The 20,804-nt window shown below is 36.3% G+C and carries 18 protein-coding genes and 1 other RNA gene; 4 read left to right on the top strand and 15 right to left on the bottom strand.

What is annotated here, in order from left to right:
* The first annotated feature begins 244 nt into the window (after nt 1-244).
* Nucleotides 245-1,936: an Rqc2 family fibronectin-binding protein gene (locus EJK17_RS00265; protein ID WP_103661182.1), complete on the top strand. Its 1,692-nt coding sequence runs from the start codon at nt 245-247 to the stop codon at nt 1,934-1,936.
* Nucleotides 1,937-1,976: 40 nt separating this feature from the next.
* Here EJK17_RS00265 and EJK17_RS00260 read toward each other — a convergent pair whose 3' ends face one another.
* Genes EJK17_RS00260 through EJK17_RS00240 form a run of 5 tightly spaced genes read right to left on the bottom strand, consistent with a single transcriptional unit; the run spans nt 1,977 to nt 9,278 of the window.
* The gene (locus EJK17_RS00260; protein ID WP_103661183.1) at nt 1,977-5,162 is read right to left on the bottom strand and encodes a carbamoyl-phosphate synthase large subunit; all 3,186 of its coding nucleotides are present in this window, start codon (nt 5,160-5,162) and stop codon (nt 1,977-1,979) included.
* Between the two features lie 4 nt (nt 5,163-5,166).
* Nucleotides 5,167-6,222 carry a carbamoyl phosphate synthase small subunit gene (locus EJK17_RS00255; RefSeq protein ID WP_103661184.1) on the bottom strand — a complete coding sequence of 352 codons (1,056 nt, stop codon included), beginning with the start codon at nt 6,220-6,222 and terminating at the stop codon, nt 5,167-5,169.
* Nucleotides 6,223-6,226: 4 nt separating this feature from the next.
* Entirely contained in the window at nt 6,227-7,135 is a 909-nt protein-coding gene (locus EJK17_RS00250; protein ID WP_103661185.1) for an RluA family pseudouridine synthase, read from the bottom strand.
* Complete coding sequence (gene lspA, locus EJK17_RS00245) at nt 7,125-7,595, bottom strand: signal peptidase II (protein ID WP_103661186.1); 471 nt, start codon at nt 7,593-7,595, stop codon at nt 7,125-7,127. Before lspA ends, EJK17_RS00250 begins: the two co-directional genes overlap by 11 nt.
* A gap of 6 nt (nt 7,596-7,601) precedes the next feature.
* Nucleotides 7,602-9,278, bottom strand: coding sequence for a formate--tetrahydrofolate ligase (locus EJK17_RS00240; protein ID WP_127796092.1), 1,677 nt, complete (start codon nt 9,276-9,278; stop codon nt 7,602-7,604).
* A 180-nt stretch (nt 9,279-9,458) separates the two neighbouring features.
* Between EJK17_RS00240 and EJK17_RS00235 the strand changes: the two genes are divergently transcribed.
* A complete protein-coding gene (locus tag EJK17_RS00235) occupies nt 9,459-10,382 on the top strand; it encodes a DegV family protein (protein ID WP_103661188.1) in 924 nt (307 codons plus the stop codon).
* A 15-nt stretch (nt 10,383-10,397) separates the two neighbouring features.
* Here EJK17_RS00235 and EJK17_RS00230 read toward each other — a convergent pair whose 3' ends face one another.
* The 6 genes from EJK17_RS00230 to EJK17_RS00205 all read right to left on the bottom strand — a co-directional run bounded on the left by EJK17_RS00230 (nt 10,398) and on the right by EJK17_RS00205 (nt 14,641).
* Nucleotides 10,398-10,742: an acyltransferase gene (locus tag EJK17_RS00230; protein ID WP_103661189.1), complete on the bottom strand. Its 345-nt coding sequence runs from the start codon at nt 10,740-10,742 to the stop codon at nt 10,398-10,400.
* A gap of 9 nt (nt 10,743-10,751) precedes the next feature.
* The gene (locus EJK17_RS00225; protein ID WP_103661190.1) at nt 10,752-11,984 is read right to left on the bottom strand and encodes a metallophosphoesterase; all 1,233 of its coding nucleotides are present in this window, start codon (nt 11,982-11,984) and stop codon (nt 10,752-10,754) included.
* Nucleotides 11,971-13,104: a THUMP domain-containing class I SAM-dependent RNA methyltransferase gene (locus EJK17_RS00220; protein ID WP_103661191.1), complete on the bottom strand. Its 1,134-nt coding sequence runs from the start codon at nt 13,102-13,104 to the stop codon at nt 11,971-11,973. The genes EJK17_RS00225 and EJK17_RS00220 overlap by 14 nt, the downstream gene beginning before the upstream one ends.
* 76 nt (nt 13,105-13,180) lie before the next feature.
* Nucleotides 13,181-13,550: RNase P RNA component class B (gene rnpB / locus EJK17_RS00215), an RNA gene on the bottom strand.
* A gap of 29 nt (nt 13,551-13,579) precedes the next feature.
* A complete protein-coding gene (locus tag EJK17_RS00210) occupies nt 13,580-13,993 on the bottom strand; it encodes a DivIVA domain-containing protein (RefSeq protein ID WP_103661192.1) in 414 nt (137 codons plus the stop codon).
* Nucleotides 13,994-14,077: 84 nt separating this feature from the next.
* On the bottom strand, nt 14,078-14,641 hold the full coding sequence (locus EJK17_RS00205) for an SLOG family protein (protein ID WP_103661193.1): 564 nt from the start codon (nt 14,639-14,641) through the stop codon (nt 14,078-14,080).
* Nucleotides 14,642-14,713: 72 nt separating this feature from the next.
* On the opposite strand from EJK17_RS00205, the gene recU reads away from it, so the two are divergent.
* Both recU and EJK17_RS00195 read left to right on the top strand, forming a co-directional pair.
* Nucleotides 14,714-15,349, top strand: coding sequence for a Holliday junction resolvase RecU (recU, locus tag EJK17_RS00200; protein ID WP_103661194.1), 636 nt, complete (start codon nt 14,714-14,716; stop codon nt 15,347-15,349).
* Nucleotides 15,339-17,636 carry a PBP1A family penicillin-binding protein gene (locus EJK17_RS00195; protein WP_103661195.1) on the top strand — a complete coding sequence of 766 codons (2,298 nt, stop codon included), beginning with the start codon at nt 15,339-15,341 and terminating at the stop codon, nt 17,634-17,636. The genes recU and EJK17_RS00195 overlap by 11 nt, the downstream gene beginning before the upstream one ends.
* 47 nt (nt 17,637-17,683) lie before the next feature.
* Here EJK17_RS00195 and nth read toward each other — a convergent pair whose 3' ends face one another.
* From nth to EJK17_RS00175, 4 genes are all read right to left on the bottom strand, one after another.
* Nucleotides 17,684-18,319 carry an endonuclease III gene (nth, locus tag EJK17_RS00190; protein ID WP_103661196.1) on the bottom strand — a complete coding sequence of 212 codons (636 nt, stop codon included), beginning with the start codon at nt 18,317-18,319 and terminating at the stop codon, nt 17,684-17,686.
* Complete coding sequence (locus tag EJK17_RS00185; protein ID WP_103661197.1) at nt 18,320-18,964, bottom strand: DnaD domain protein; 645 nt, start codon at nt 18,962-18,964, stop codon at nt 18,320-18,322. It lies immediately after the preceding gene.
* Between the two features lie 74 nt (nt 18,965-19,038).
* On the bottom strand, nt 19,039-20,337 hold the full coding sequence (asnS, locus tag EJK17_RS00180; protein ID WP_103661198.1) for an asparagine--tRNA ligase: 1,299 nt from the start codon (nt 20,335-20,337) through the stop codon (nt 19,039-19,041).
* Between the two features lie 52 nt (nt 20,338-20,389).
* Nucleotides 20,390-20,770: a hypothetical protein gene (locus tag EJK17_RS00175; protein ID WP_369823583.1), complete on the bottom strand. Its 381-nt coding sequence runs from the start codon at nt 20,768-20,770 to the stop codon at nt 20,390-20,392.
* Between the last annotated feature and the right edge of the window lie 34 nt (nt 20,771-20,804).

Here is a 20,804-nt window from a genome sequence, read left to right as displayed (position 1 = left end):
GCTATCACCTTTTCTCCAAAGTAAAAATACAAATGTATTATAGCACTTTAAGCTTATTTTGATAATACGTGCGACGGCTTTTCGTGAAACAATGTCGCCTTTAATTTTAGTGTGAAACAGTATATTTAGTTAATACTTATAGATAAGATATAGCTAATACATGTCGGTATCATTGCATTCAAAGCACTTCAATCTCCGTAAATTAATTGGTATAATAATATAAGTATATTTTTGAGGTGATTTGATGGCTTTTGATGGCTTATTTATCCATAGCTTATTAGTTGACTTAGCCCCTACTCTTGTTGAGGGCCGTTTATCTAAAATCTATCAACCATTCAGTCAAGATTTGGTTTTAGTTTTTAGAAAGAATCGTAAAAATTATCAGCTTTTAATTTCCGTAAATGCACAATATCCAAGAGTGTATTTAACTGAGCAAACTATTGCTAATCCAGATAAAGCACCTACCTTTGTGATGGTGCTTAGAAAATATTTAGAAGGATCCGTTTTACAATCTATTGAGCAAGTTGGAGTAGATCGAATAATTAACTTTCATTTCAGTAATCGCAACGAACTTGGTGATGAAGTTGAATTAGTACTGTCAGTGGAATTAATGGGTCGGCATAGTAATGTTATTCTTTATGATCAACATACTAATCACATTATCGATTTGTTAAAACGGATTAATCCTGATGAGAATCGAGCTCGTATTTTACTTCCTAAAGCAAAGTATGAGTTACCACCGCTAAAGCCAGGAATCAATGGTCTAACTTTGTCTAAAAATGAATTTGAGCAGTTAAAGAAAGAAAATTCTGATCCGGCAACGTTAGTAAATAAAATTTCAGGTCTTGATCGCGATGATCGAATGGAATTACTTGGATATTTAGAAGATGAATATTCATTTGATTCTTTTAAGACTTTTTTTGATCAGTTCGAAAATCCCAAAGCTTTTGAATTATTAACTAATAAGAATAAGCATAAGATTTTCCCTTACCTTCCCTATCATCTAAATATGATTAAAGAAGACTCTAATTCGGATTTAAACAAAGGCTTAGACGAATTTTATGAGTATCAGGCCAATCGTGACTGGGTTAAGCAAAAAGCCGCACGAGTCGAAAAAGTAGTCAAAAACGAGCAAAAGAAATTATCTAAAAAGATTGTTAAACTCAAAAAGCAACTTGATTTGGCTGAAAATTCCGAGGGATACCGTATTCGTGGGGAAATTTTAAATGCTAATTTGTATCTAGTAAAACCAGGAATGACTGAAGTTGAAGTTCCAAATTATTACGACAATAATAATTTACTCAAAGTTAAGTTGGATCCAGCTCTTTCGCCTGCCCGCAATGCCCAGAAGTATTTTACTAAGTACAAAAAATTACGTGACTCAATCAAACACGTTAATGAACAAATTAAGATTGCTGAAGAAAATTTAGCTTACTTTGATTCAATTCAAACGGCAATAGACAATGCGGATCCGCAAGATATTGATCAAATTAATGATGAACTAGAAAATCAAGGCTATATTAAAAAGCCTAAAAAGAATGTTCGACGCAAAAAAATTACCGAAAAGAATTTAAATAAGTTTAAACTCTCTTCGGGCAAAGAAGTTTTAGTAGGTAAAAATAATTATCAAAATGACTGGTTAACTTTGAAAAAAGCTAATAAGACAGATTATTGGTTCCATGTTAAGAATATGCCTGGTTCACACGTAGTTTTACGTGATGACCACCCTTCTGAACAAGATATCAAAGAAGCAGCTGAAATTGCCGCATTTTTCTCAAAAGGAAAGCTTTCAGCGCATGTTCCAGTAGACTATGTTCAGGATAAGCGAGTAAAGAAACCTAACGGTGCTAAACCTGGGTTTGTCATTTATACAGGTCAAAATTCTATTGAAGTTACTCCTGAAGAAAAAGAAGTTATGCAAAAGAAAGTTGAATAAGAAAAAGCATGAATCATCCAACATGATTCATGCTTTTTAATTAAATTGGTTGAGTTGTTAAAGCTAATGACTCTAGGACATCTAAAATTAACTCAGCTGTCTCAATGCTTGAGAACACTGGAATATGTGTGTAGAGCGCTTGATCCCGAATGCGAATAGCATCTGAACTAGCTGCATCAGATAAGTTGATGACGTTTACAACCATGACAATTTTGTGTTGTCGAATTTTATCTAATAAATTCTTGGGATTATCATGTACTTTATCTACTACTCCAGTAGTTATCCCTGATTCCGCAAACATATTAGCTGTTCCTTCAGTAGCCACTAGCTTAAAGCCTAAGCGATCAAAGCGACGTGCTAATTGAGTAACTCGAGCTTTATCTTCATCACGAACAGAAATAAAGATGGTCCCGTAACTCGGAATATGAAGATCACTAGCTTCGTATCCTTTATATAAAGCTTTAGCCAATTGTGTATCTCTCCCCATTACGGAGCCAGAAGACTTCATCTTAGAGTCGAAAGTGTTGTCACTTGAATAATTAATGTAAGAAAAGACTGGCATTTTAACGTGAATGAAATTGTTGCTTGGCCAAAGTTCTTCTTTATAACCTAGATCAGCTAAATTTCGTCCGGCAATAACTTCAGTAGCGCAAGCAGTAATATCTTTGCCAACTGATTTTGAGAGAAAAGCGACATTATGACCAGCATATGGCTTGATTTGCAATAAATATAGCGTGTCTCTTACTTTCAAAAAGTGAAGGTTATAAATACCACGAATATTTAATTGCTTAATAAGCTTGATGGACTCTTGAGCAAGTTCTTTTTGTTTTTCTGGATTCAGATTTTGCGGCTTAAAGACAGCAATGGAGTCTGAAGCATGTGAACCTGTTTGTTCTAAGTGTTCAATAATTCCTGGAATAGTAACGTGTTGACCATCAGAAATCGCGGTGACTTCATATTTATTTCCTTCAATAAAGCGCGAAATATTGATTTGTTCTAATTGATTTTCTTCAAGATATTTCTTGATCGCTGGAATATCATAAACAACCGCTGATTTTTGTTTAACATCTTTGCTAAAACCGCCAATCAAAATTGGAAAGCCAAATTTGTCAACAAATTGCTTAACTTTTTCTCGCTTTGTCGTAATCAATGAAGGAACACGTTTTATTTCATCTGTGGAAGTAGCTAATAGTACATTAATTCGCTCTCTAAGGTCGACATCTTCACGACCTAAAATATGCAAGCCGTTTTCAATCAATTTCTCACTGAGCGCACTAACTTTTTTACCAGAAAATTGCAATAGAATATCTTTGACATGTTCTTTTTTAGCAACTGCGACAATATTTTCTACTGTAATTGCGTCAAAATAGACACGGTCAATCATTTTATAGTTTGCGGCAACTGATTCATCGTTGTTTGATAAAAGAATAGTGGCATAACCTTCATTATGTAAAGTTTCTGCTGCATGAGCAATCATGTAATCAAATTCGCTGGTTACAGAAACTTGCAAAGGCAACATACCAATGATTAAAACTTTCTTGTTGGCCTGCAATGGTGTGACTTCATTTTGGACACCATAAGCACTGTAAAATGTTTGAACGTTTGGCTTATAAACACCCGCACTACCATCCAGTTGCAAGTATGAGGGCTGAAGCTGATTTTCAGCTAATTTTTGTGTGACTTCGTTTAAACTAATTTCTCGTAATTTAGCAATCAGTTCATTTGAAAAGCCATACTTTTTGGCATTAAGTAGACATTCTGCTGTAAGTTCTTCACTATCAATAACTTGCTGACCAATTTGAATGATGTTTTGCAATTTTTGATAGTAAATGGGATGCAATGAAATAGCCGCAAATAATTCTGGATAACTAATGCCCTTAGCTATAGCAGCTAAAAGTTTAATGAGATGCATTTCATCAGGGTGAGTTAAATCGTTTAAAATTTCATCAACATCTTTAGCCAATTCTTTATTAAAAACTTTCCAGGCAAAATCAATATCAGAGGTCGATTGAAGGCCTTTTAAAAAGGCAGATTCAAAATTCCGGCCCACTCCCATTGCTTCGCCACTGGCTTGCATGCGATTACCTAATTGATAATGATTGTAACCTGATTCGGCTAAAGACCAATAAGGCATTTTAATTGAAACTGTATCTAAAGTCGGCTCAACTGCAGCTTTTAGGCCTGATTCAGGGTCAGTAATTTCGTTTAAGGTATAGCCAATCGCAATTTTGGCCACAATGTAACCAATACTGTATAAACCAATTTTTTGAATCCAAACAGCACTTCTAGTTAGTCGTGGCTTAATTGATAAAACTTTGATCCGCAGATGGGTGCCGTGATGTTTAACAGCAAAGTGTAGATTCAGAATTCCAAGAACATTTAAGCTATCTGCTATTTTTTTACCAATTGCTCGCAGTTCCTGAATTTGATCATTATTTAAAGTGAAAGCAGGCATCACAATGGCAGAATCACCAGAATTGATCCCTACCGGCTCAATTGAATCTGCAAAATTTAGAAAGACAATATTACCGTCCCGATCGCGAATTAGGTTAACCACTACTTCTTCCCATGCTGATAAATCTTCAGTTAAGCGATAATTTTTCCATGAAAAGGAATCATTCTTACTTTCTTGTTGGAAGTAAGTGGTTAAAGCTTCAATGTTGCGCATGACTTGATGGTCATTGTGGACATACCGATGATACTTGGTAACTAAGATTGGAAAACTAACGTCTTCTTGTAAATGCGCTAGACTTGCCTTTAAATCAATTTGCGCATTTTTAGCTAATTGCCAAGATTTATTGACATCGATCTTTAATTTGGTAAAGAAATCAATTCGTTTTTGCTGGTTGCCCATTGCTAGAGTTCGGGGATTCAAAGTAAGTAACTTAATGCCCATTTGTTGTAAGATACCATCTTGAATCAGTTTATGAGCAACTTTTAAGCCGGTAGTTGAACCATAGGCAGTCATAATTGCATCTGGTTCTTCCATACGCAGGATTCTTTTTAAGAAATCTAACGTCATTGGTTCTAGATACACAGTTACTCCTGAACGACGATCAGTTGAAATCATTGCTGGATTAGGATTAACTAAAACAACTTGAATCCCTTCTTCAACTAAAGCACTAATCGCATCTGTAGTTAATAAATCCATTTCGGCAACGCTACCAATTAAAGTTGGACCTGAACCGATAATTAAAATCTTGTCTAAATCGTTTTCTAAAGGCATTTCGTTACTCCATCATATCCAAAAATTGATTAAAGATTTTAACAGCATCTAAACTTCCCGGTGCCCCTTCCGGATTAAAGGCAGTCGCGATTAACTTCTTTTTTTCAAGTGTATAGCCTGCCAATAATTCAGTATGTAGATCAAAATATTCTTGATTCATGTTAATTTGAACACTCTCTGGTAGTACTAACTGATCGATATCCATCGCTGTTTGCCAAATTTGATTAGAATTTTGTTCAATTACGGGATAATTTATTCCGTTAAATTCTTGAGGTAAATCGACTAATTCTAGTTTTAGGTAGTCACCGAGAACTAAGAAGCCTAAACCAATTCCTAAGATAGGATACTTACCATAATAAGTATCTAAAATTGGCTTAAGTGAGTGCATTACTTCTTCAGGTTTACCAGGACCATTCGAAATTACGATTCCATCTGGTCGCAAGTTTTCAATATCGACTGGAGTGGCATCATATGGTAATACCGTGACATTAACTTGGTGAAGCGATAATTCTCTTAACATTGAATGTTTCAATCCTAAATCAATTACCGCTACGGTTTTACCAACATTAGGAGCAGCATAGGCATTCTTGGTAGAAACAGTTGCTGATTTGTTCTTAGGTAAAACCAAAGCTTTGATTTGATCAAAAGCATGTTCATCATTGGTATCCATGATTGAAGCCTTGACAGTTCCTTCATTCATTAAGCGATGAACGAGTGCACGCGTATCAACATTAAAAATCGCAGGAATATTTTTTTCTTTTAAAAAAGAATCTAAATCTTGAAAGTCACTGCTTTGAGAAATATTCGTAGCTACGTCATTAGCAATAATTCCTTTAACTGTTGGATTGACGCTTTCATAATCGATAGCGTTAATACCGGTGTTACCAATCATCGGTGTAGTAAAAAAGAGAATTTTGCCGGCGTTGGTAGGATCAGTTAACGCTTCTTGATAACCAAAATTCGCCGTTTGAATTGCTAACTCACCAGTAGAGATAATTGTGGCTCCTAAGCCCTCTCCTGGAAATGAGCTTCCATCTTCTAGAATCAAATAACGTTTCATAAAATCACTTGCTTTTTCTTAATTCAGCTAGTCTTTCTTCAAAAATCTTCGGTGGATCAACTTTGAATTCAAGCCACTCTCCTGTTTTAGGATGTTTAAACCCAAGCACGGCAGCATGCAAAAATTGTCCGTTACCTTTCAGCGTTTTACGCGGACCATATAACGGATCTCCTGCTACAGGGTGCCCAATATAAGCCATATGAACCCTAATTTGATGAGTGCGGCCAGTTTCTAATTGACATTGAATTAAGCTGTAATCTTTAAATTGTTCCAATACTTTAAAATGAGTTACAGCTGATTTGCCCTTCTCTACCACTGCCATCTTTTTGCGATCAAAAGGATTACGTCCGATGGGAGCGTCGATTGTTCCGGCTTCTTCTGAAAAGTTACCATGAACTATTGCTAAATATAGACGCTTGTTAGTCTTGTGAGCTAATTGATCCTCTAAAGATTCACGAGCTGGTGCATTTTTAGCAATCATCAATAAACCAGAAGTATCTTTATCAATCCGGTGAACAATTCCAGGACGAAAACCTTCCGGACTTTGAGCCAGATCACGCGTATGATAAAGTAGCGCATTGACTAAAGTATGGTTGGGATGTCCCGCAGCCGGATGAACTACCATCCCTTGCGGCTTATTAACCACAATGACATCATCATCTTCATAGATAATGTCTAAAGGAATATCTTCTGGCTCAACGGCCAAGGGTTCTAAAGCTGGAACAGTTACCTTAATTTCGTCCCCCACTTGAACTTTATAAGAAACCTTTTCCGATTTGTCATTTACGAGAACATTATTCTCTTTAACTAGCTCTTTAATTCGAGTACGAGATAGGTCTGACAATTCACTAGCCAAATATTTATCAAGACGTATTGATGAGTCTTTGACAGTTAAAACATATTTATTGGTCATTATTGTGCTTTTCTTTTTCTTCAAAAAATAGTAAGTAAATAAAAATAATAATTATTCCAACTGTAATTGCTGCGTCAGCAATATTAAAAATATTGAAATTAATAAAATCCAATTGAAACATATCAACTACATACTTCAAATGAATTCGATCAATGAAATTACCACTAATTCCGCCTAATACTAAGGCAATGCCGACATCAAACAATGGCTCACTATACTTTTTATTAAATAAAAAGTATAGACAAACACCTATAGCAACAACGCTAATTGCATAAAAGAACCACATTTGTCCAGAAAGGATGTTCCAAGCAGCGCCATTATTTTGCAAATAATTGAAGGATAAAATCCCTGGAATAACTTGATGAACTTCTCCTACTTGGTAATTGCTGAGGATAAAGTATTTTAAACCTTGATCAGCTATCACAACGATTAAGGAAATAATTAAATATAATGCTTGCATAATTTTCTAAAATAAACCACTAATTTTACCGTTATTATCAACGTCAATATCTAATGCTGCCGGATGTTTTGGCAAACCTGGCATATCTAAAACATGTCCAGTTGTTACCACGATAAATCCTGCTCCATTTTTAAGGGTGATGCCTTTAACATGAAGTGTGAAGCCTTCAGGTGCGCCTAAGACTTTCTTATCATCAGTAAATGAATATTGCGTTTTAGCAATAATAACAGGTAACTTGTCTTTACCTAGTTTTTGTAATTCAGCAATTTGTTGTTCTGCTTTTGCGGAATATTCTACGTTGGCAGCGTGATAGATCTTCTTAGCGACTTTTTCAATTTTGGTTTTGACATCATCATCTTCATTGTAACTAGGCTTTAATGCAGCTTGATTTGAATTAGCTAAATCAACTACGGCTTGTGCTGCTTCGATACCGCCTTTTGAGCCGACATCGTGATAGTTAACAACTCGAGCAGGGATGCCCTCTTTTTCAACTAATTCTTTAAGCAAAGCTAATTCGTTTTCAGTATCAGTAGCGAAGCGATTAATTAGAACAATTACGGGAACATTATAATTGCGCATATTGTTCATATGTTGCTTAAGGTTAGCAAAGCCTTTACGTAAGGCAGGTAGGTTTTCTTGATCAAGATGGCCTGTGTTGCCTTCTGCTTGATACTTAAGTGCTCTAACTGTAGCAACTACTACACTGGCATCTGGCTTTTTAGCTAATTTAGTAGCAACAAAGTCCATAAACTTTTGTCCACCTAAATCACTACCAAAACCAGCTTCTGTTAAGGTATAGTCACTTAAGTGCAAGGCTAAATTAGTTGCCATAATTGAATTTGCTCCATGGGCGATATTAGCAAATGGACCACCATGAACTAATGCCGGGGTATGTTCAAGAGTTTGAACTAAATTAGGTTTTAACGCATTAGCTAACAATGCGGCAATTGCACCTTGAAAGCCTAATTGTTTTACCAAAACTGGTTGGTCATCCTTAGTATAGCCAACAAGCATATTCCCAATTCGATTCTTTAAATCATTAATATCTGTTGCTAGGCATAAGATAGCCATTAATTCGTTAGCAACGGTAATGGTAAAACTAGCTGGGTGTTCAATACCGTTAAACTTAGAGCCTTGACCAACAGTGATTTTTCTTAAAGCACGATCATTAACATCTAATCCCCGCTTAAGAAGAATCCGATTAGGATCTAAGTTTAAGCTATTATCTTGATAAAGATAGTTATCAACCAAAGCAGCTAAAGTATCAATTGCGGAAGCTAAGGCATGCATATCACCCGTGAAGTGTAAGTTAATATCTTCCATTGGGATAATTTGAGCCATTCCGCCTCCAGTTGCTCCGCCTTTAAGACCAAAAACTGGTCCCATTGAAGGTTCGCGTAAGGCAATCATCGTCTTGTAGTGCAGTTGATTATTAATTGCGTCCCCTAACCCAATGGTAATAGTTGACTTTCCTTCGCCGGCTGGTGTTGGAGAAATTGACGTCACTAAGATCAATTTACCTAAGTGCTTATTTTGATTAATTCGTTTAATGGCTTGCCAATTAATCTTCGCTTTATCGTAACCGTATGGTTCTAAATCATCAGCATTTAAATCAACCTTAGCTGCAATTTCATTAATTGGTAATTCTTTAGTTTCTTGTGCAATTTGAATATCTGTTTTCATTTTTATTTACCTCAGCTCTCTAATAATCTGGTAATAGGCCAAAATGGTTGAATTGAATGTTAATATTTTAGAATTTAGGTCCCTCTTTTGTAAAAATTTCCTAATTAATTATAACAAAGATTTACTATTCCAGTTGCTTTAACATAAAATATAATATAAGGAATAAACGGAGGTAAAGATATGAAAATAGCCGTTTTAACGGACAGTTCTGCATATTTAACTAAAGAGCAACAAGAAAAATATCACATTGATGTAATTCCGATTCCAATTATTTGGGGTGATAAAACTTATCGCGATCTAATAGATATCGGATATGAAGAATTTTATGAAAAACTAGCTAGTGCTAAAGAATTACCAACCACTTCGCAACCCTCAATTGGTGAAGTTCAAAAGTATGTCGATAAATACGTTGCAGCTGGTTACACTGATTTAATTATCGTTACAATATCTAGTGGATTATCTAGTTTTTATAGTACGGTTACTAGTGTAGCTCAAGAAGAAAAAAGAATTAAGATTCATCCATTTGATTGCAAGATTACTTGTGCGGGAGAAGCTGATGCTGCAATTTTAGCAGCAAGACTCGTAGCTAAAGGTGCAGATCTTGATTTAATCATGCATGATCTTGAGGATTTACGTAATACAACCGATGTCAGATTTATGGTTGATAACTTAAATCATTTGAAACGGACCGGGCGCTTATCAAATGCAGCTAGTTTTGTCGGTGGCCTACTTAAAATTAAGCCAATTTTGTCAATGGATGTGCAAGATCAAGGCAAAATTTCTGCTATTGCTAAGGAACGGCAATATCGGCGCGCTTATAAGCATATCCAAAAAGATTTTGCTCGTTTGACAGCAGATATGTCTTATCCAATTCAAGCCACAATTTTTGATGCGTTAGATGAAGAACGACAAAAAGAATGGCAGGAAGATTATCGGAAGCAGTTCCCACAAGTTAAGTTCTATCAAAGTATTATTGGACCCGTAGTTGGCGTTCACGTTGGGCAACACACCATCGCTATGATTTGGTGTCGTGATCTTGATTCTTACTTTGATGAAAATGATGAACTCATCAAAGGGATTACTTCTAAGCCTGTTGAAGATTAGAAAAAAGCAAGTACATTACTGTACTTGCTTTTTTGTTAGCCGTGTTAAGTAATAAAAAGTATGGAAATCATCAACTTTTAACTGATTAATTTGGCAAAATTTCCATTGCCAGATGATCTTTGCCTTTTGTTTGAGCTTAAGCTTTCCACGATAAGGCAATTTGAGAACTTGCGTAGTGCAGTAAGATGCAAACCAAGTATAAATTAGTAGCCCTAGAAAAATTACAATGATGATAATTGCAGACCAATTTATTTTTGCTGTTCCTTCATAGGCTAAGATGAGCCCTATAAAGAGCAAGATAAACAACCAAGAAAAATAAATGAGTCCAGCTTTACCTAACAATAGAAAATGTTTTTTCATTGTCTCACCTTAATAGCGAATTTTTACTTGTAAATTAGAGTGATCACTTGTGTCATAAAGTGTCTTTAAATAAAGACGATATTCGGGATGTTGTTTGATTAAAGTCTTATAAGCTTCAGTACTGTGAATCTTGGCTAATTTTGCCGGCTTCATATGATTATGACCGGTGTAATAGTTATAGTTCATTTGAGCGAATAAGTGCCCCATTTCCCGTACTAAGTCCATATCATTATGATACTTTCTAATGTCACTTTGCATTAAATCAGCTGCAATTGACCCTAATTGTAAGTTTTCTAGATAATTATGGAAATGCATCAAAGTGTAGTTTTGCTTTTCTTCATCGGTCAGATACGGCCGCATATCGAAGTTCTTTCTGACGTAAGTAATATGCCGGCTGTGTAATCTAACCACTCCATAGCCTTGATCGTTTGAACAAAAACTAGACGTTACAACTTCCGTAGTTGGTGTCGTACCTTGTGGTCCCATAATGTTTTGGGCATGAATATGACCTGAGAAGGCCAACTTAACATTGAAACGGGCACACAAACGACGCACTTCCACCGCATCATCAAGTACATAACCCTTGTCAACGGCTGGATTATGAGCATAAAGGTTATGATGCATGAACAAGATTGGCCGCAATTGATGTTGACTAGCATATTTAAGCTGCCCTTCGATCCATTTCAATTCGTCTTTACTAATTCCACCTCTAGTATGTGGGGCTTCTGTTGTTTCTTCTTTGCCATAGTAATTAGAATCAGCCATGATCAAGTAATATTGTGGATTTAGCTGAACGCTGTAGGCCAATGAACTAGGATCTTTGCTTTCAGCTAAACGATAAGTCTTAGAAAAAATTGATTTCCAAAACATCGGACTGATTTCTCCAGCAAAGAACTGCTTTTTACCACGGAAGTCGCGTGCCCAGCCGTCAAAAATATCATGATTTCCTGGCACGACTAATAATTTGGTCTCTTTTAAGGGCTTAAAAATTTCCGCAAATTTTTCTGCAGAAACTCTTTCACCATTAAAAGTTACATCCCCAGTGACGACAATGGCAGCCGGCTTTTTTTCTTGTGCCATCTTGCAAAAAGCCCTGAGGACACTTTCTTGATAATAAAGATCCTTACCTTGGCTAGTTTTCTGCATTCGAGAAAAAGCTTGCCCATTATCGTGCATACTGTCCGCTATTAAATGTGTATCTGAAATTACCCAAATTTCAGGATTGAGATCATCTGTAATCATTTTTATTTGCCCAATATTGATAGAAATCTACTCGTAAATTACCATTAAATAATTTGCGCTTCTTAGTTGCCTTTGCGCCAAAACATTTTTCAAAATTAGGATCAGCTGTCAAATAATACTGACTAAAGCTGATCATTGGACTTAAGACATCTCCCATTTGCCGGTATAGAACTTCCGCAGATTCGCGGTCCTTTAGTCGCTTACCGTAAGGAGGGTTAGCAATAATAATTCCATTTTTAAGATCAGTGGCAAAGTCTTTCACTGCTACTTGTTTGAAGCGAATATCCTGCAAGACACCAGCATTATGGGCATTCAGTTTAGCTACTTCCAAAATAGATTGATCAATATCACTAGCCCAAATAGGTGCTTCAAGTGGTTTAACTAAACTTTTAGCTTCTTCGACTGCGGCTGGATGAAGTTGTGGATCAAACCAATCAAAATTATCAAAAGCAAACTTGCGCCAAGTTCCTGGAGCGATATTTTTAGCAATCAAAGCAGCTTCAATTGCTAAAGTCCCAGAACCAGTCATCGGATCAATTAACGGATGTGTTCCGTTATATGGTGTTAGTCTTAACAAACCAGCAGCAAAATTTTCCTTTAAAGGTGCGCCACCATGTTCAACCCGGTAACCACGTTTAAATAAACTGGCTCCCGTTGTATCTAAAGATAGACGAGCTCGATTCTTGTAGATATGGACATCAAGTGGATATTCACTGCCTGTTTCTGGCAAAAAGCCGCGACGATGATACTGGTCAACCATTTTGTCAACAATTGCTTTTTTAACAATTGATTGAACGTCAGGCTCTGAGTGCAACTTTGATTTGACTGCCCGTCCTTGAACTGGAAATTTAGCATCCACTGGCAATAATTCAGCCCAATCATAGCTGTAGACTTCATTATATAAAGTATCAAAGTCCATCGCCTTGAACTCTTTTAATAAAATTTTGATGCGATCAGCCGTACGTAACCATAAATTGGTTTTAACAATGTCAGCTTGGCTTCCTTCAAAGAAGACACGACCATTTTCAGTTTGGGTTTGATAGCCTAAACTCTGTAGTTCTTTAGCAACTACACTTTCAAAGCCAGCGCCCATCGTTGCATAAAGTTGATATTTTTTCATTTAAACTCTCTCTTATAATTTCCTCTAAAAAAAGAGTTGAACTCCAAAAGAAGCTCAACTCTCTGCCAGTGTAAATTTCTATAAGCCACGTTCTGTTCCAATAATCTTCGGCAAAAATTATCTTTAGCAGCCATCTATCTTTATTGCTTAGAGCAATAATCCGACCTTTAGTTCATTTTCTTAGGTCGAGACGCCCCCACCAAATTTGGGTTGCACACTCGCAGGGTTTACCTCGTTCCACCAAAATTGTTTCCAATTTTGCTACGTCACTGTGGCACTTTTCAGGATAGTCATGCATATCACGAAGACTTAGCACTTTTTCCGCCGTCATATTAAAAAAATATTCTCCAGCTTGTTGAGCTGAATACGATCACTACAAGCATCGCAGCTTGTGCGTGCGTGGACTTTCCTCAGCTAGCAAAAGCTAACCGCGACTGCTCAAAATTTACACTATTAGCCATTATAGCAAAACTTACTATTTTAATCCATAAACTCGTTGTTCAAGATTATAAACTTTTCGTTCAAGAGTTGAAATTCGTTGAATGATTGCCATATTAGTTGAGATTTCACCTTGTTCATTCTCCTCTTCATCGTTAAATTGATGAACAGGCATCCGTCTCTTGGTTGGAGTATATGTTCTTACTTCATCAGCTTCTTTTTCAACTGGAGCAGCCTTCTTTTGTTCTTGTTGGGCGTCCATTAATTCTCTTTGCAAATTACCTATTTGACCATATAGATCTTCGATAATTTGATGGAAAGTTTCATAATCAGAAATGATTTGATCTAGATAAGTATCGACTTCATCCGGATCATATCCTTTAACTTTACTTCTAAATTGTTTTTTTAATATATCTTGTGAAGATAATTTAATATCATTTAAATTTGCCATTTACTGACAACTCCTTTACATTCATTTTTATTTTAGCAAAAACGCTCGCAACATGGAATTAGATATTAGGGTTTAAGGAAAAGTTTAAAACTTTTTCTGGGGATGATTTTCGGCATATTCTTCTGCTGCATCTTGTAAATCATAAAAATCGATTAAATCTAAGGTATAGTCCTTTTCTTCTTGATATTTTCTTATTAAATTGTAATCAAACTTTGGTTTACCAGGATGTTCTTCATCATAGATCATTAAGGCACGGTCAGTATGAAGGACCATAAAGTTTTGATAATTACGTAATTGACCTGGATTTTTATAAGGTAAGTTGGAGGTAGAAGCGAAAAAATCAACCTTTTCTTTTAAATTAAGGAATTTAGCTTGATTGTTTTCGTTCCAGCGATCAGCAAAATTTTCATATGGAATCATGACGGAGACACGAACACCATATTCTTCGCGCAACTCTAACCCGACTTCTGCTGCCCACTGCTCAACGCCTAAATTGGCACCGGTAATAATCCAGTCTAGTTCCCCATCTTCCAGAAGATTAGTTAAATAATTTTTTAGTGCGTACTTAATAACCGTAATTTTTGGATCTTTATCGCTAAAGGCATTCAATTCATAACTACGGTAGCCAGTAATCCATAAGCGTTGCATATCGCAAAACGTCCCCCCCTTTTGTTCAAAAACCGTGTCTTTATTGTTATAATGCTAACAGGAGTGAAGTTGATGGTCAAATATCCTAGCGGTAGCCTGGCCGCATTTAGAAAACCAGTGCAAAAGAAGCCAACTCTAAAACGTTCTTATCACCATAAGAAAGGTGTTAACTTTTCTGATCGTGGGATGACGCTTGAGCAACAAATTAATGAGTCTAATAAGTATTATCTTAGTGAAGAAATTGCCGTTGTTCATAAGAAGCCTACGCCAATTCAAATTGTCAAGGTTGATTATCCAAAAAGGTCTAAGGCTGTAATCAGAGAAGCTTACTTTAGGCAAGCTTCGACAACTGACTATAATGGTGTTTATCAAGGTTATTATTTGGATTTTGAAGCTAAGGAAACAAAAAATAAAACTAATTTTCCATTGAAAAACTTTCATGAACACCAAATCTATCACCTTGATGAGTGCTTAAAACAACAAGGAATTTGTTTTACAATCATCGGTTTTACTAGTTTAGATCGTTATTTTGTTACTCCTGCTAGTTTTGTCATCCAAGCTTGGAAAACAAAGAATAAAAGTTCGTTGACTTTAAAAGAAATAGAAGATCATTCAGTTGAAATTAAAAGTGGATTTCACCCTACTTTACCTTATATAGAGGCTGTTGATCATTTTATTAAAGATAGGAAAAGATTAAATGGCAAATAGAAATATGCAAAGAGAATCTCGTAGTAATTATCATAAGAGAAAACCATCGCGGCATATTTGGTCAAGAATTATTAAATGGTTCTTCTTAATCATCTTATTGGTTGTTGTTTCAGGAATTGGGCTGTTTGCTTACTATGCCAAAGATGCTCCAAATGTCAGTCAAGATCAACTTCAAAGTGGTAAAACATCAAGTTTATACACACTTGATGGCAAATTTTTATTATCTTTAGGTTCTGAAAAAAGAATTTATGTTAAAAATGATCAAATCCCAACTCAGTTAAAGAATGCCATTGTTTCTGTTGAAGATAAGCGTTTTTATCAAGATAAACTTGGTGTTGATCCAGTTAGAATTATCGCTTCCTTGTTAACTAACGCTAAAAGTAATAGTATCGCAGCTGGTGGCTCGACTATTACTCAGCAATTGGTTAAGTTAACGGCTTTCTCCACCGCTGCTTCGCAACGGACTTTAAAGCGTAAGGCCCAAGAAGCCTGGATTGCAATGAAGGTTCAACGTGAATACAGTAAAGACCAAATTCTGGAGTTTTACATTAACAAGGTCTTTATGAATTATGGTAATTATGGCATGGGAACCGCTGCTAATTATTACTATAATAAACCATTGAAAAAATTAGACTTGGCACAAACAGCTTTGATAGCAGGAATGCCAAACGCTCCAGTAATCTATGATCCATACTTATATCCTGCCAAGGCAAAATATCGCCGGGATATCGTATTAAAGGCAATGCTTAACAATCATAAGATTACACATGCGCAATATGATCAGGCTGTCAAAGAAAGTATTAAACATGGTTTGCGGAAACGTAGAGCTGATAGTGAATCAAAAGTTAGAAAGATTGACGATCCATATATCAAAGAAGTAATCAACGAGGTCAAAGCTAAGGGCTTTGATCCTTACAACGATAATTTGAAAGTTACGATCAATATCAATCAAAAAGCACAAAATAAGCTTTACCAACTGGCTAATGACGGTTCTGTTCCCTTTACAAATGATAAGATGCAAATTGGTGCTACCGTTGTAGATCCTACTAATGGTCATGTGGTTGCTATTTTAGGTGGTCGGCACTTGCCATCAGTTCAGTTAGGACTTGACCGGGCCGTTCAAACAGGTCGCTCGACTGGTTCATCAATTAAACCTGTTCTTGATTATGGTCCAGCGATTCAATACTTAAACTGGTCAACTGCGAAGATTTTAGACGATAGTAAGTATGTTTACCCTGGTACTAATATTCAATTGTATGATTGGGATAATAAGTACGAAGGCGATATGACAATGCGGTATGCATTGGAGCAATCAAGAAATGTGCCAGCAGTTAAAACTTTAGCTAAAGTAGGTGTTAAACGTGCCTCTGCTTTTGCTAGACGAATGGGTGTCAATGTTCCAGCTGATTCAGGCTTGTCCGTAGCGATTGGGGCTAATGCTTCAAGTTTACAAATGGCTGGTGCTTACAGTGCTTTTGCTAACGATGGGATTTACCACAAGCCACAATTTGTTTCTAAGATCGAAACTCCTGATGGTTTAACTCGTAATTATGATTCTGGCGGTGTAAGAGTAATGAAGAAATCTACCGCATACATGATTACTGATATGCTTAAAGGTGTAATTAAATCAGGTTCTGGGACTCATGCAAAAATTCCTGATCTTTACCAAGCTGGTAAAACTGGGACGGTTAAATATTCAGAACAGGATTTGGCTAAGTACCCTGCTTACAATTCCACACCTAAAGATTCATGGTTTGTTGGTTACACAAGAAGTTATGTACTAGGAATTTGGACAGGATATGACAATCTGAAAGATGGGACAATTGCAGGTATCGGTCAACAATCTGCCCAATTGATGTATAAGAGTATGATGACTTACTTAATGCGTAATAAGCCAAATCTAAATTGGCAAAAGCCATCTTCAGTTATCCGTGCTCGGATTGTTAAGAATTCTAATCCACCAGAAGTTGCGACTGGTAATAATGGTGTTTGGCAATTATTTGTAAGAGGACATGCGCCAGCCGGTATTAGCGATGATTCTGCTAGTTACGACGAAGATGATGAAGAAAGTGACACTAATCATCAAAGTAGTGCAACTAATAATACCAATTATTCTTCAGCAGTAAATAACAGCGGTTCAACGACTCAATCAAGTAGTAATGAACGAGCAGATAATCGGCAATCATCTAGTCGAGTTCAATCTTCAAGTTCGCAGCAGTCATCAGCTAACACTAATTCTAGTCGAACCGAAAACTCGGATAATAAAGGACAAAAAGATAAAGAATAATATTGATAAAAAACGCTTGGAAATTTAATTTCCAAGCGTTTTTTTGACTATTTCTTCGGTGGTAAATAAGAATATGGGTCTTCATCTTTAGCTCTTGCTGGCATGGTATAACGGCCAAAGAAAATCATAGCATGGTGAGTATGAATCCACTTGTCTTTGGGTAAAAGTTCCTCTAACCTTTTTTCGACTTCATGTGGTGTTGCTTTAGCATTCACAATATGAAATTTCTTAGAAATCCGTGAGACATGAGTATCAACAGCTATTGCAGGTACGCCAAAGCCTTCAGCTAAAACAACATTTGCAGTCTTCTCTCCTACTCCAGGTAAAGTCATTAGTGTCTTTTTATCTTGAGGAATTTTACCATGATACTTGTTAGTTAAGATTTGAGCGGTTTCTTTCAAATGCTTAGCTTTTGATTTGTATAAACCAATTTGTTTGATATGATCTTCAATTTCAGCAATTGGTGCTTGGGCTAAGGCTGCCGGTGTAGGATAATCTGCCATAAATTTAGGCATTACCCGGTTAACCATTTTATCAGTTGTTTGTGCACTCATTAAAACGGCGCATAACAAATGAAAGTTATTATCCCAATGTAATTCACTTTTTGCTTCCGGATACATGGCATCGATGCGCTCTAGGACTTCACGCGCCTGTTGATCACTTAATAATTTTTCTGCTACCATTTAACGATTCCTCTGTAAGAAATTCTTAATCTCTGTACTTGTTTTTAAATTATGTCTTTGCCAGTTTAGTAAAATCCGGTCCACATATTTTAAACTATATGCTTGTGAAAGAACCGCTTCTCGTAAAGCTAACTCGATAATTTCAGGTTTATAATGATCTGCACTTAGCCAAGAAGCGATCTCTTCTCGTTCAATCGGACTTAAGTAGCGACCAAATTCCACTTCAAATTGTCGTGAAAGACGATTTAACGGATTGTTTTCTAAGTCATCGGCTACTTTAGCTGGTTCATTATTTTTCTTGCTCTTGACCAGAATATGCGAATCTAAGTATTGCTCTAATTTATCGTATAAATTATCTAAATTATAGCGATTGCCAATTTTTCCCTGACTATCGGTTGTTTGTTCAATAATTAAATCTTTTTGATCAATTAGTTGCTGAATTAAAGCAGCAACTTCGTTAGCCGAGAAATTTGTATTGGCTGCGATTTTATCGTTTGCGGGAAAAAGTTCATCTCTTTGAGCAAAAGCTTCCAGTTGCAAAATTAACAACATTTGTGCATCAGTAATTCCGATTTGCGAATAATAAGCAATCAGTCCATTGGGTAAAGTAGTAAAACCAATATTACGATAATCCTTATACTTCATAAAGTCACCCTCTCAAAAAAGAGTCTGGGAAAGTTATTTTCCAGACTCTTTTTATATAGTTATAACTATTTTTATTAAGGTTGCATTCTGTTGATCAATCTTGGGAATGGAATAGCTTCACGAATGTGATCAAGGTGACATACCCAAGCAATTGTTCTTTCAAAGCCCATACCAAAGCCTGAGTGAGGAACACCACCAAATTTACGTAAGTCTAAGTACCATTGGTAATCTTCAAGGTTAAGACCAGCATCTAGAATTTGTTGCTTCAAAACTTCGTAGTTACCTTCACGTTCTGAACCACCAAAGATTTCACCGTAACCTTCAGGAGCGATTACATCAGCACATAAGTATTCCTTAGGATTATCTGGATTCTTCTTCATGTAGAATGGCTTGATTGAGGTTGGATAGTTGACGATAAAGACTGGACGGTCATATTGTTCAGAAATGTAACCTTCATCTGGAGCACCAAAGTCATCGCCCCACTTAAAGTCACGACCAGCTTCTTGAAGCATCTTAACAGCATCGTCATAAGGTAAACGAACGAAGTTACCTTCAGTAGTTGGACGAAGCTTTTCTGGATCTCTGCCTAAGATCTTCAATTCATATTCATTCTTGTCTAATACTTGTTTTACCATGTAAGCCAAGTATCTTTCTTGTAAGTCTAATGATTCATCTTGGTGCATCCAAGCCATTTCAGGTTCCATCATCCAGAATTCAGTCATATGACGACGGCCCTTTGATTCTTCAGCTCTAAAAGTTGGACCAAAGGTAAAGATCTTACCAAAAGCCATGGCACCAGCTTCACCATATAATTGACCAGATTGTGATAAGTAAGCATCATGGTCAAAGTAGTCTACGTGGAATAATTGAGTAGTACCTTCTGGAGCTGAGTGCATGAAAATTGGGGCATCAAACTTAATGAAGCCTTCTTTTTCAAAGAAATCAACAGTTGCCTTGAACATGGTGTTTCTGATTTGCATGATTGCAAATGGCTTCTTAGATCTTAACCATAAATGACGGTGATCAAGTAAGAAGTCAACCCCGTGTTCCTTATTACCAATTGGGTAGCCTTCATTGTTTGAAACTACTTCAAGGTCGGTAATTTGAATTTCGTAGCCAAAGTGAGAACGTTCATCTTTGTGAACAGTCCCTGTAATGTAAAAACTTGCTTCTTGACGTAAAGTCTTAGCTGTTTCGAATACTTCTTCAGAAACATCATTTTTACGAATAACACCTTGGAAAAATGCGGTACCATCACGTAATTGTAAGAAAATGATCTTTCCGCTTGAACGTTTATCTGTCAACCAAACGTGCATTCTTACTTCTTCATCAACATGTTTGGAAGAATCTTTAATTGAAATCAATTCTGTCATAAAATCCTATCCACCTTTTTAACTTTATACTGTCACTATCATACCAAAGTTTTTATAAATTATCGACTGAGTTTAACTCATTTCCATTTTTAAAGTCATATAAGGCAAAAGCTAAATTACCTTCTGCGTTCTTGGCGCTAACTTCCCACACAGGCTTTCCTTCATACCAGCCCAAATTTACCGCGGTAATTTTTTGACCAGCATGTCTTTGAGAAAAGCTATCTCTCACCTTACTTGCACTAACTCCTCTTTTTCCGGAATACAAATAAGCATGTTGAGAGTGTGGCAAATAAATAAAGTAATAAACTTCCCCGCGACTATTGGTTCCTTTGAGAGAATAACTATTTACGCCGCGGTCTAAGTGATAATATTTTTGTACAACTTTGATTGGAGTCTTTTGCTGGGCTAATTGGGTAATTTTTTGATCATTCACGCGGCTAGGCGTACCCGCACGATAAAAAACAAAA

This window comes from Lactobacillus xujianguonis, from assembly GCF_004009905.1.
Lineage (GTDB): Bacteria > Bacillota > Bacilli > Lactobacillales > Lactobacillaceae > Lactobacillus > Lactobacillus xujianguonis.
This window is presented reverse-complemented; position numbering and strand designations above follow the sequence as displayed.

What these genes read in the sequence shown, in the direction of transcription:
- EJK17_RS00265 (WP_103661182.1), top strand. Translation starts at nt 245, where the DNA reads ATGGCTTTTGATGGCTTATTTATCCATAGCTTATTAGTTGACTTAGCC.
- EJK17_RS00260 (WP_103661183.1), bottom strand. Translation starts at nt 5,162, where the DNA reads ATGCCTTTAGAAAACGATTTAGACAAGATTTTAATTATCGGTTCAGGT.
- EJK17_RS00255 (WP_103661184.1), bottom strand. Translation starts at nt 6,222, where the DNA reads ATGAAACGTTATTTGATTCTAGAAGATGGAAGCTCATTTCCAGGAGAG.
- EJK17_RS00250 (WP_103661185.1), bottom strand. Translation starts at nt 7,135, where the DNA reads ATGACCAATAAATATGTTTTAACTGTCAAAGACTCATCAATACGTCTT.
- lspA (WP_103661186.1), bottom strand. Translation starts at nt 7,595, where the DNA reads ATGCAAGCATTATATTTAATTATTTCCTTAATCGTTGTGATAGCTGAT.
- EJK17_RS00240 (WP_127796092.1), bottom strand. Translation starts at nt 9,278, where the DNA reads ATGAAAACAGATATTCAAATTGCACAAGAAACTAAAGAATTACCAATT.
- EJK17_RS00235 (WP_103661188.1), top strand. Translation starts at nt 9,459, where the DNA reads ATGAAAATAGCCGTTTTAACGGACAGTTCTGCATATTTAACTAAAGAG.
- EJK17_RS00230 (WP_103661189.1), bottom strand. Translation starts at nt 10,742, where the DNA reads ATGAAAAAACATTTTCTATTGTTAGGTAAAGCTGGACTCATTTATTTT.
- EJK17_RS00225 (WP_103661190.1), bottom strand. Translation starts at nt 11,984, where the DNA reads ATGATTACAGATGATCTCAATCCTGAAATTTGGGTAATTTCAGATACA.
- EJK17_RS00220 (WP_103661191.1), bottom strand. Translation starts at nt 13,104, where the DNA reads ATGAAAAAATATCAACTTTATGCAACGATGGGCGCTGGCTTTGAAAGT.
- EJK17_RS00210 (WP_103661192.1), bottom strand. Translation starts at nt 13,993, where the DNA reads ATGGCAAATTTAAATGATATTAAATTATCTTCACAAGATATATTAAAA.
- EJK17_RS00205 (WP_103661193.1), bottom strand. Translation starts at nt 14,641, where the DNA reads ATGCAACGCTTATGGATTACTGGCTACCGTAGTTATGAATTGAATGCC.
- recU (WP_103661194.1), top strand. Translation starts at nt 14,714, where the DNA reads ATGGTCAAATATCCTAGCGGTAGCCTGGCCGCATTTAGAAAACCAGTG.
- EJK17_RS00195 (WP_103661195.1), top strand. Translation starts at nt 15,339, where the DNA reads ATGGCAAATAGAAATATGCAAAGAGAATCTCGTAGTAATTATCATAAG.
- nth (WP_103661196.1), bottom strand. Translation starts at nt 18,319, where the DNA reads ATGGTAGCAGAAAAATTATTAAGTGATCAACAGGCGCGTGAAGTCCTA.
- EJK17_RS00185 (WP_103661197.1), bottom strand. Translation starts at nt 18,964, where the DNA reads ATGAAGTATAAGGATTATCGTAATATTGGTTTTACTACTTTACCCAAT.
- asnS (WP_103661198.1), bottom strand. Translation starts at nt 20,337, where the DNA reads ATGACAGAATTGATTTCAATTAAAGATTCTTCCAAACATGTTGATGAA.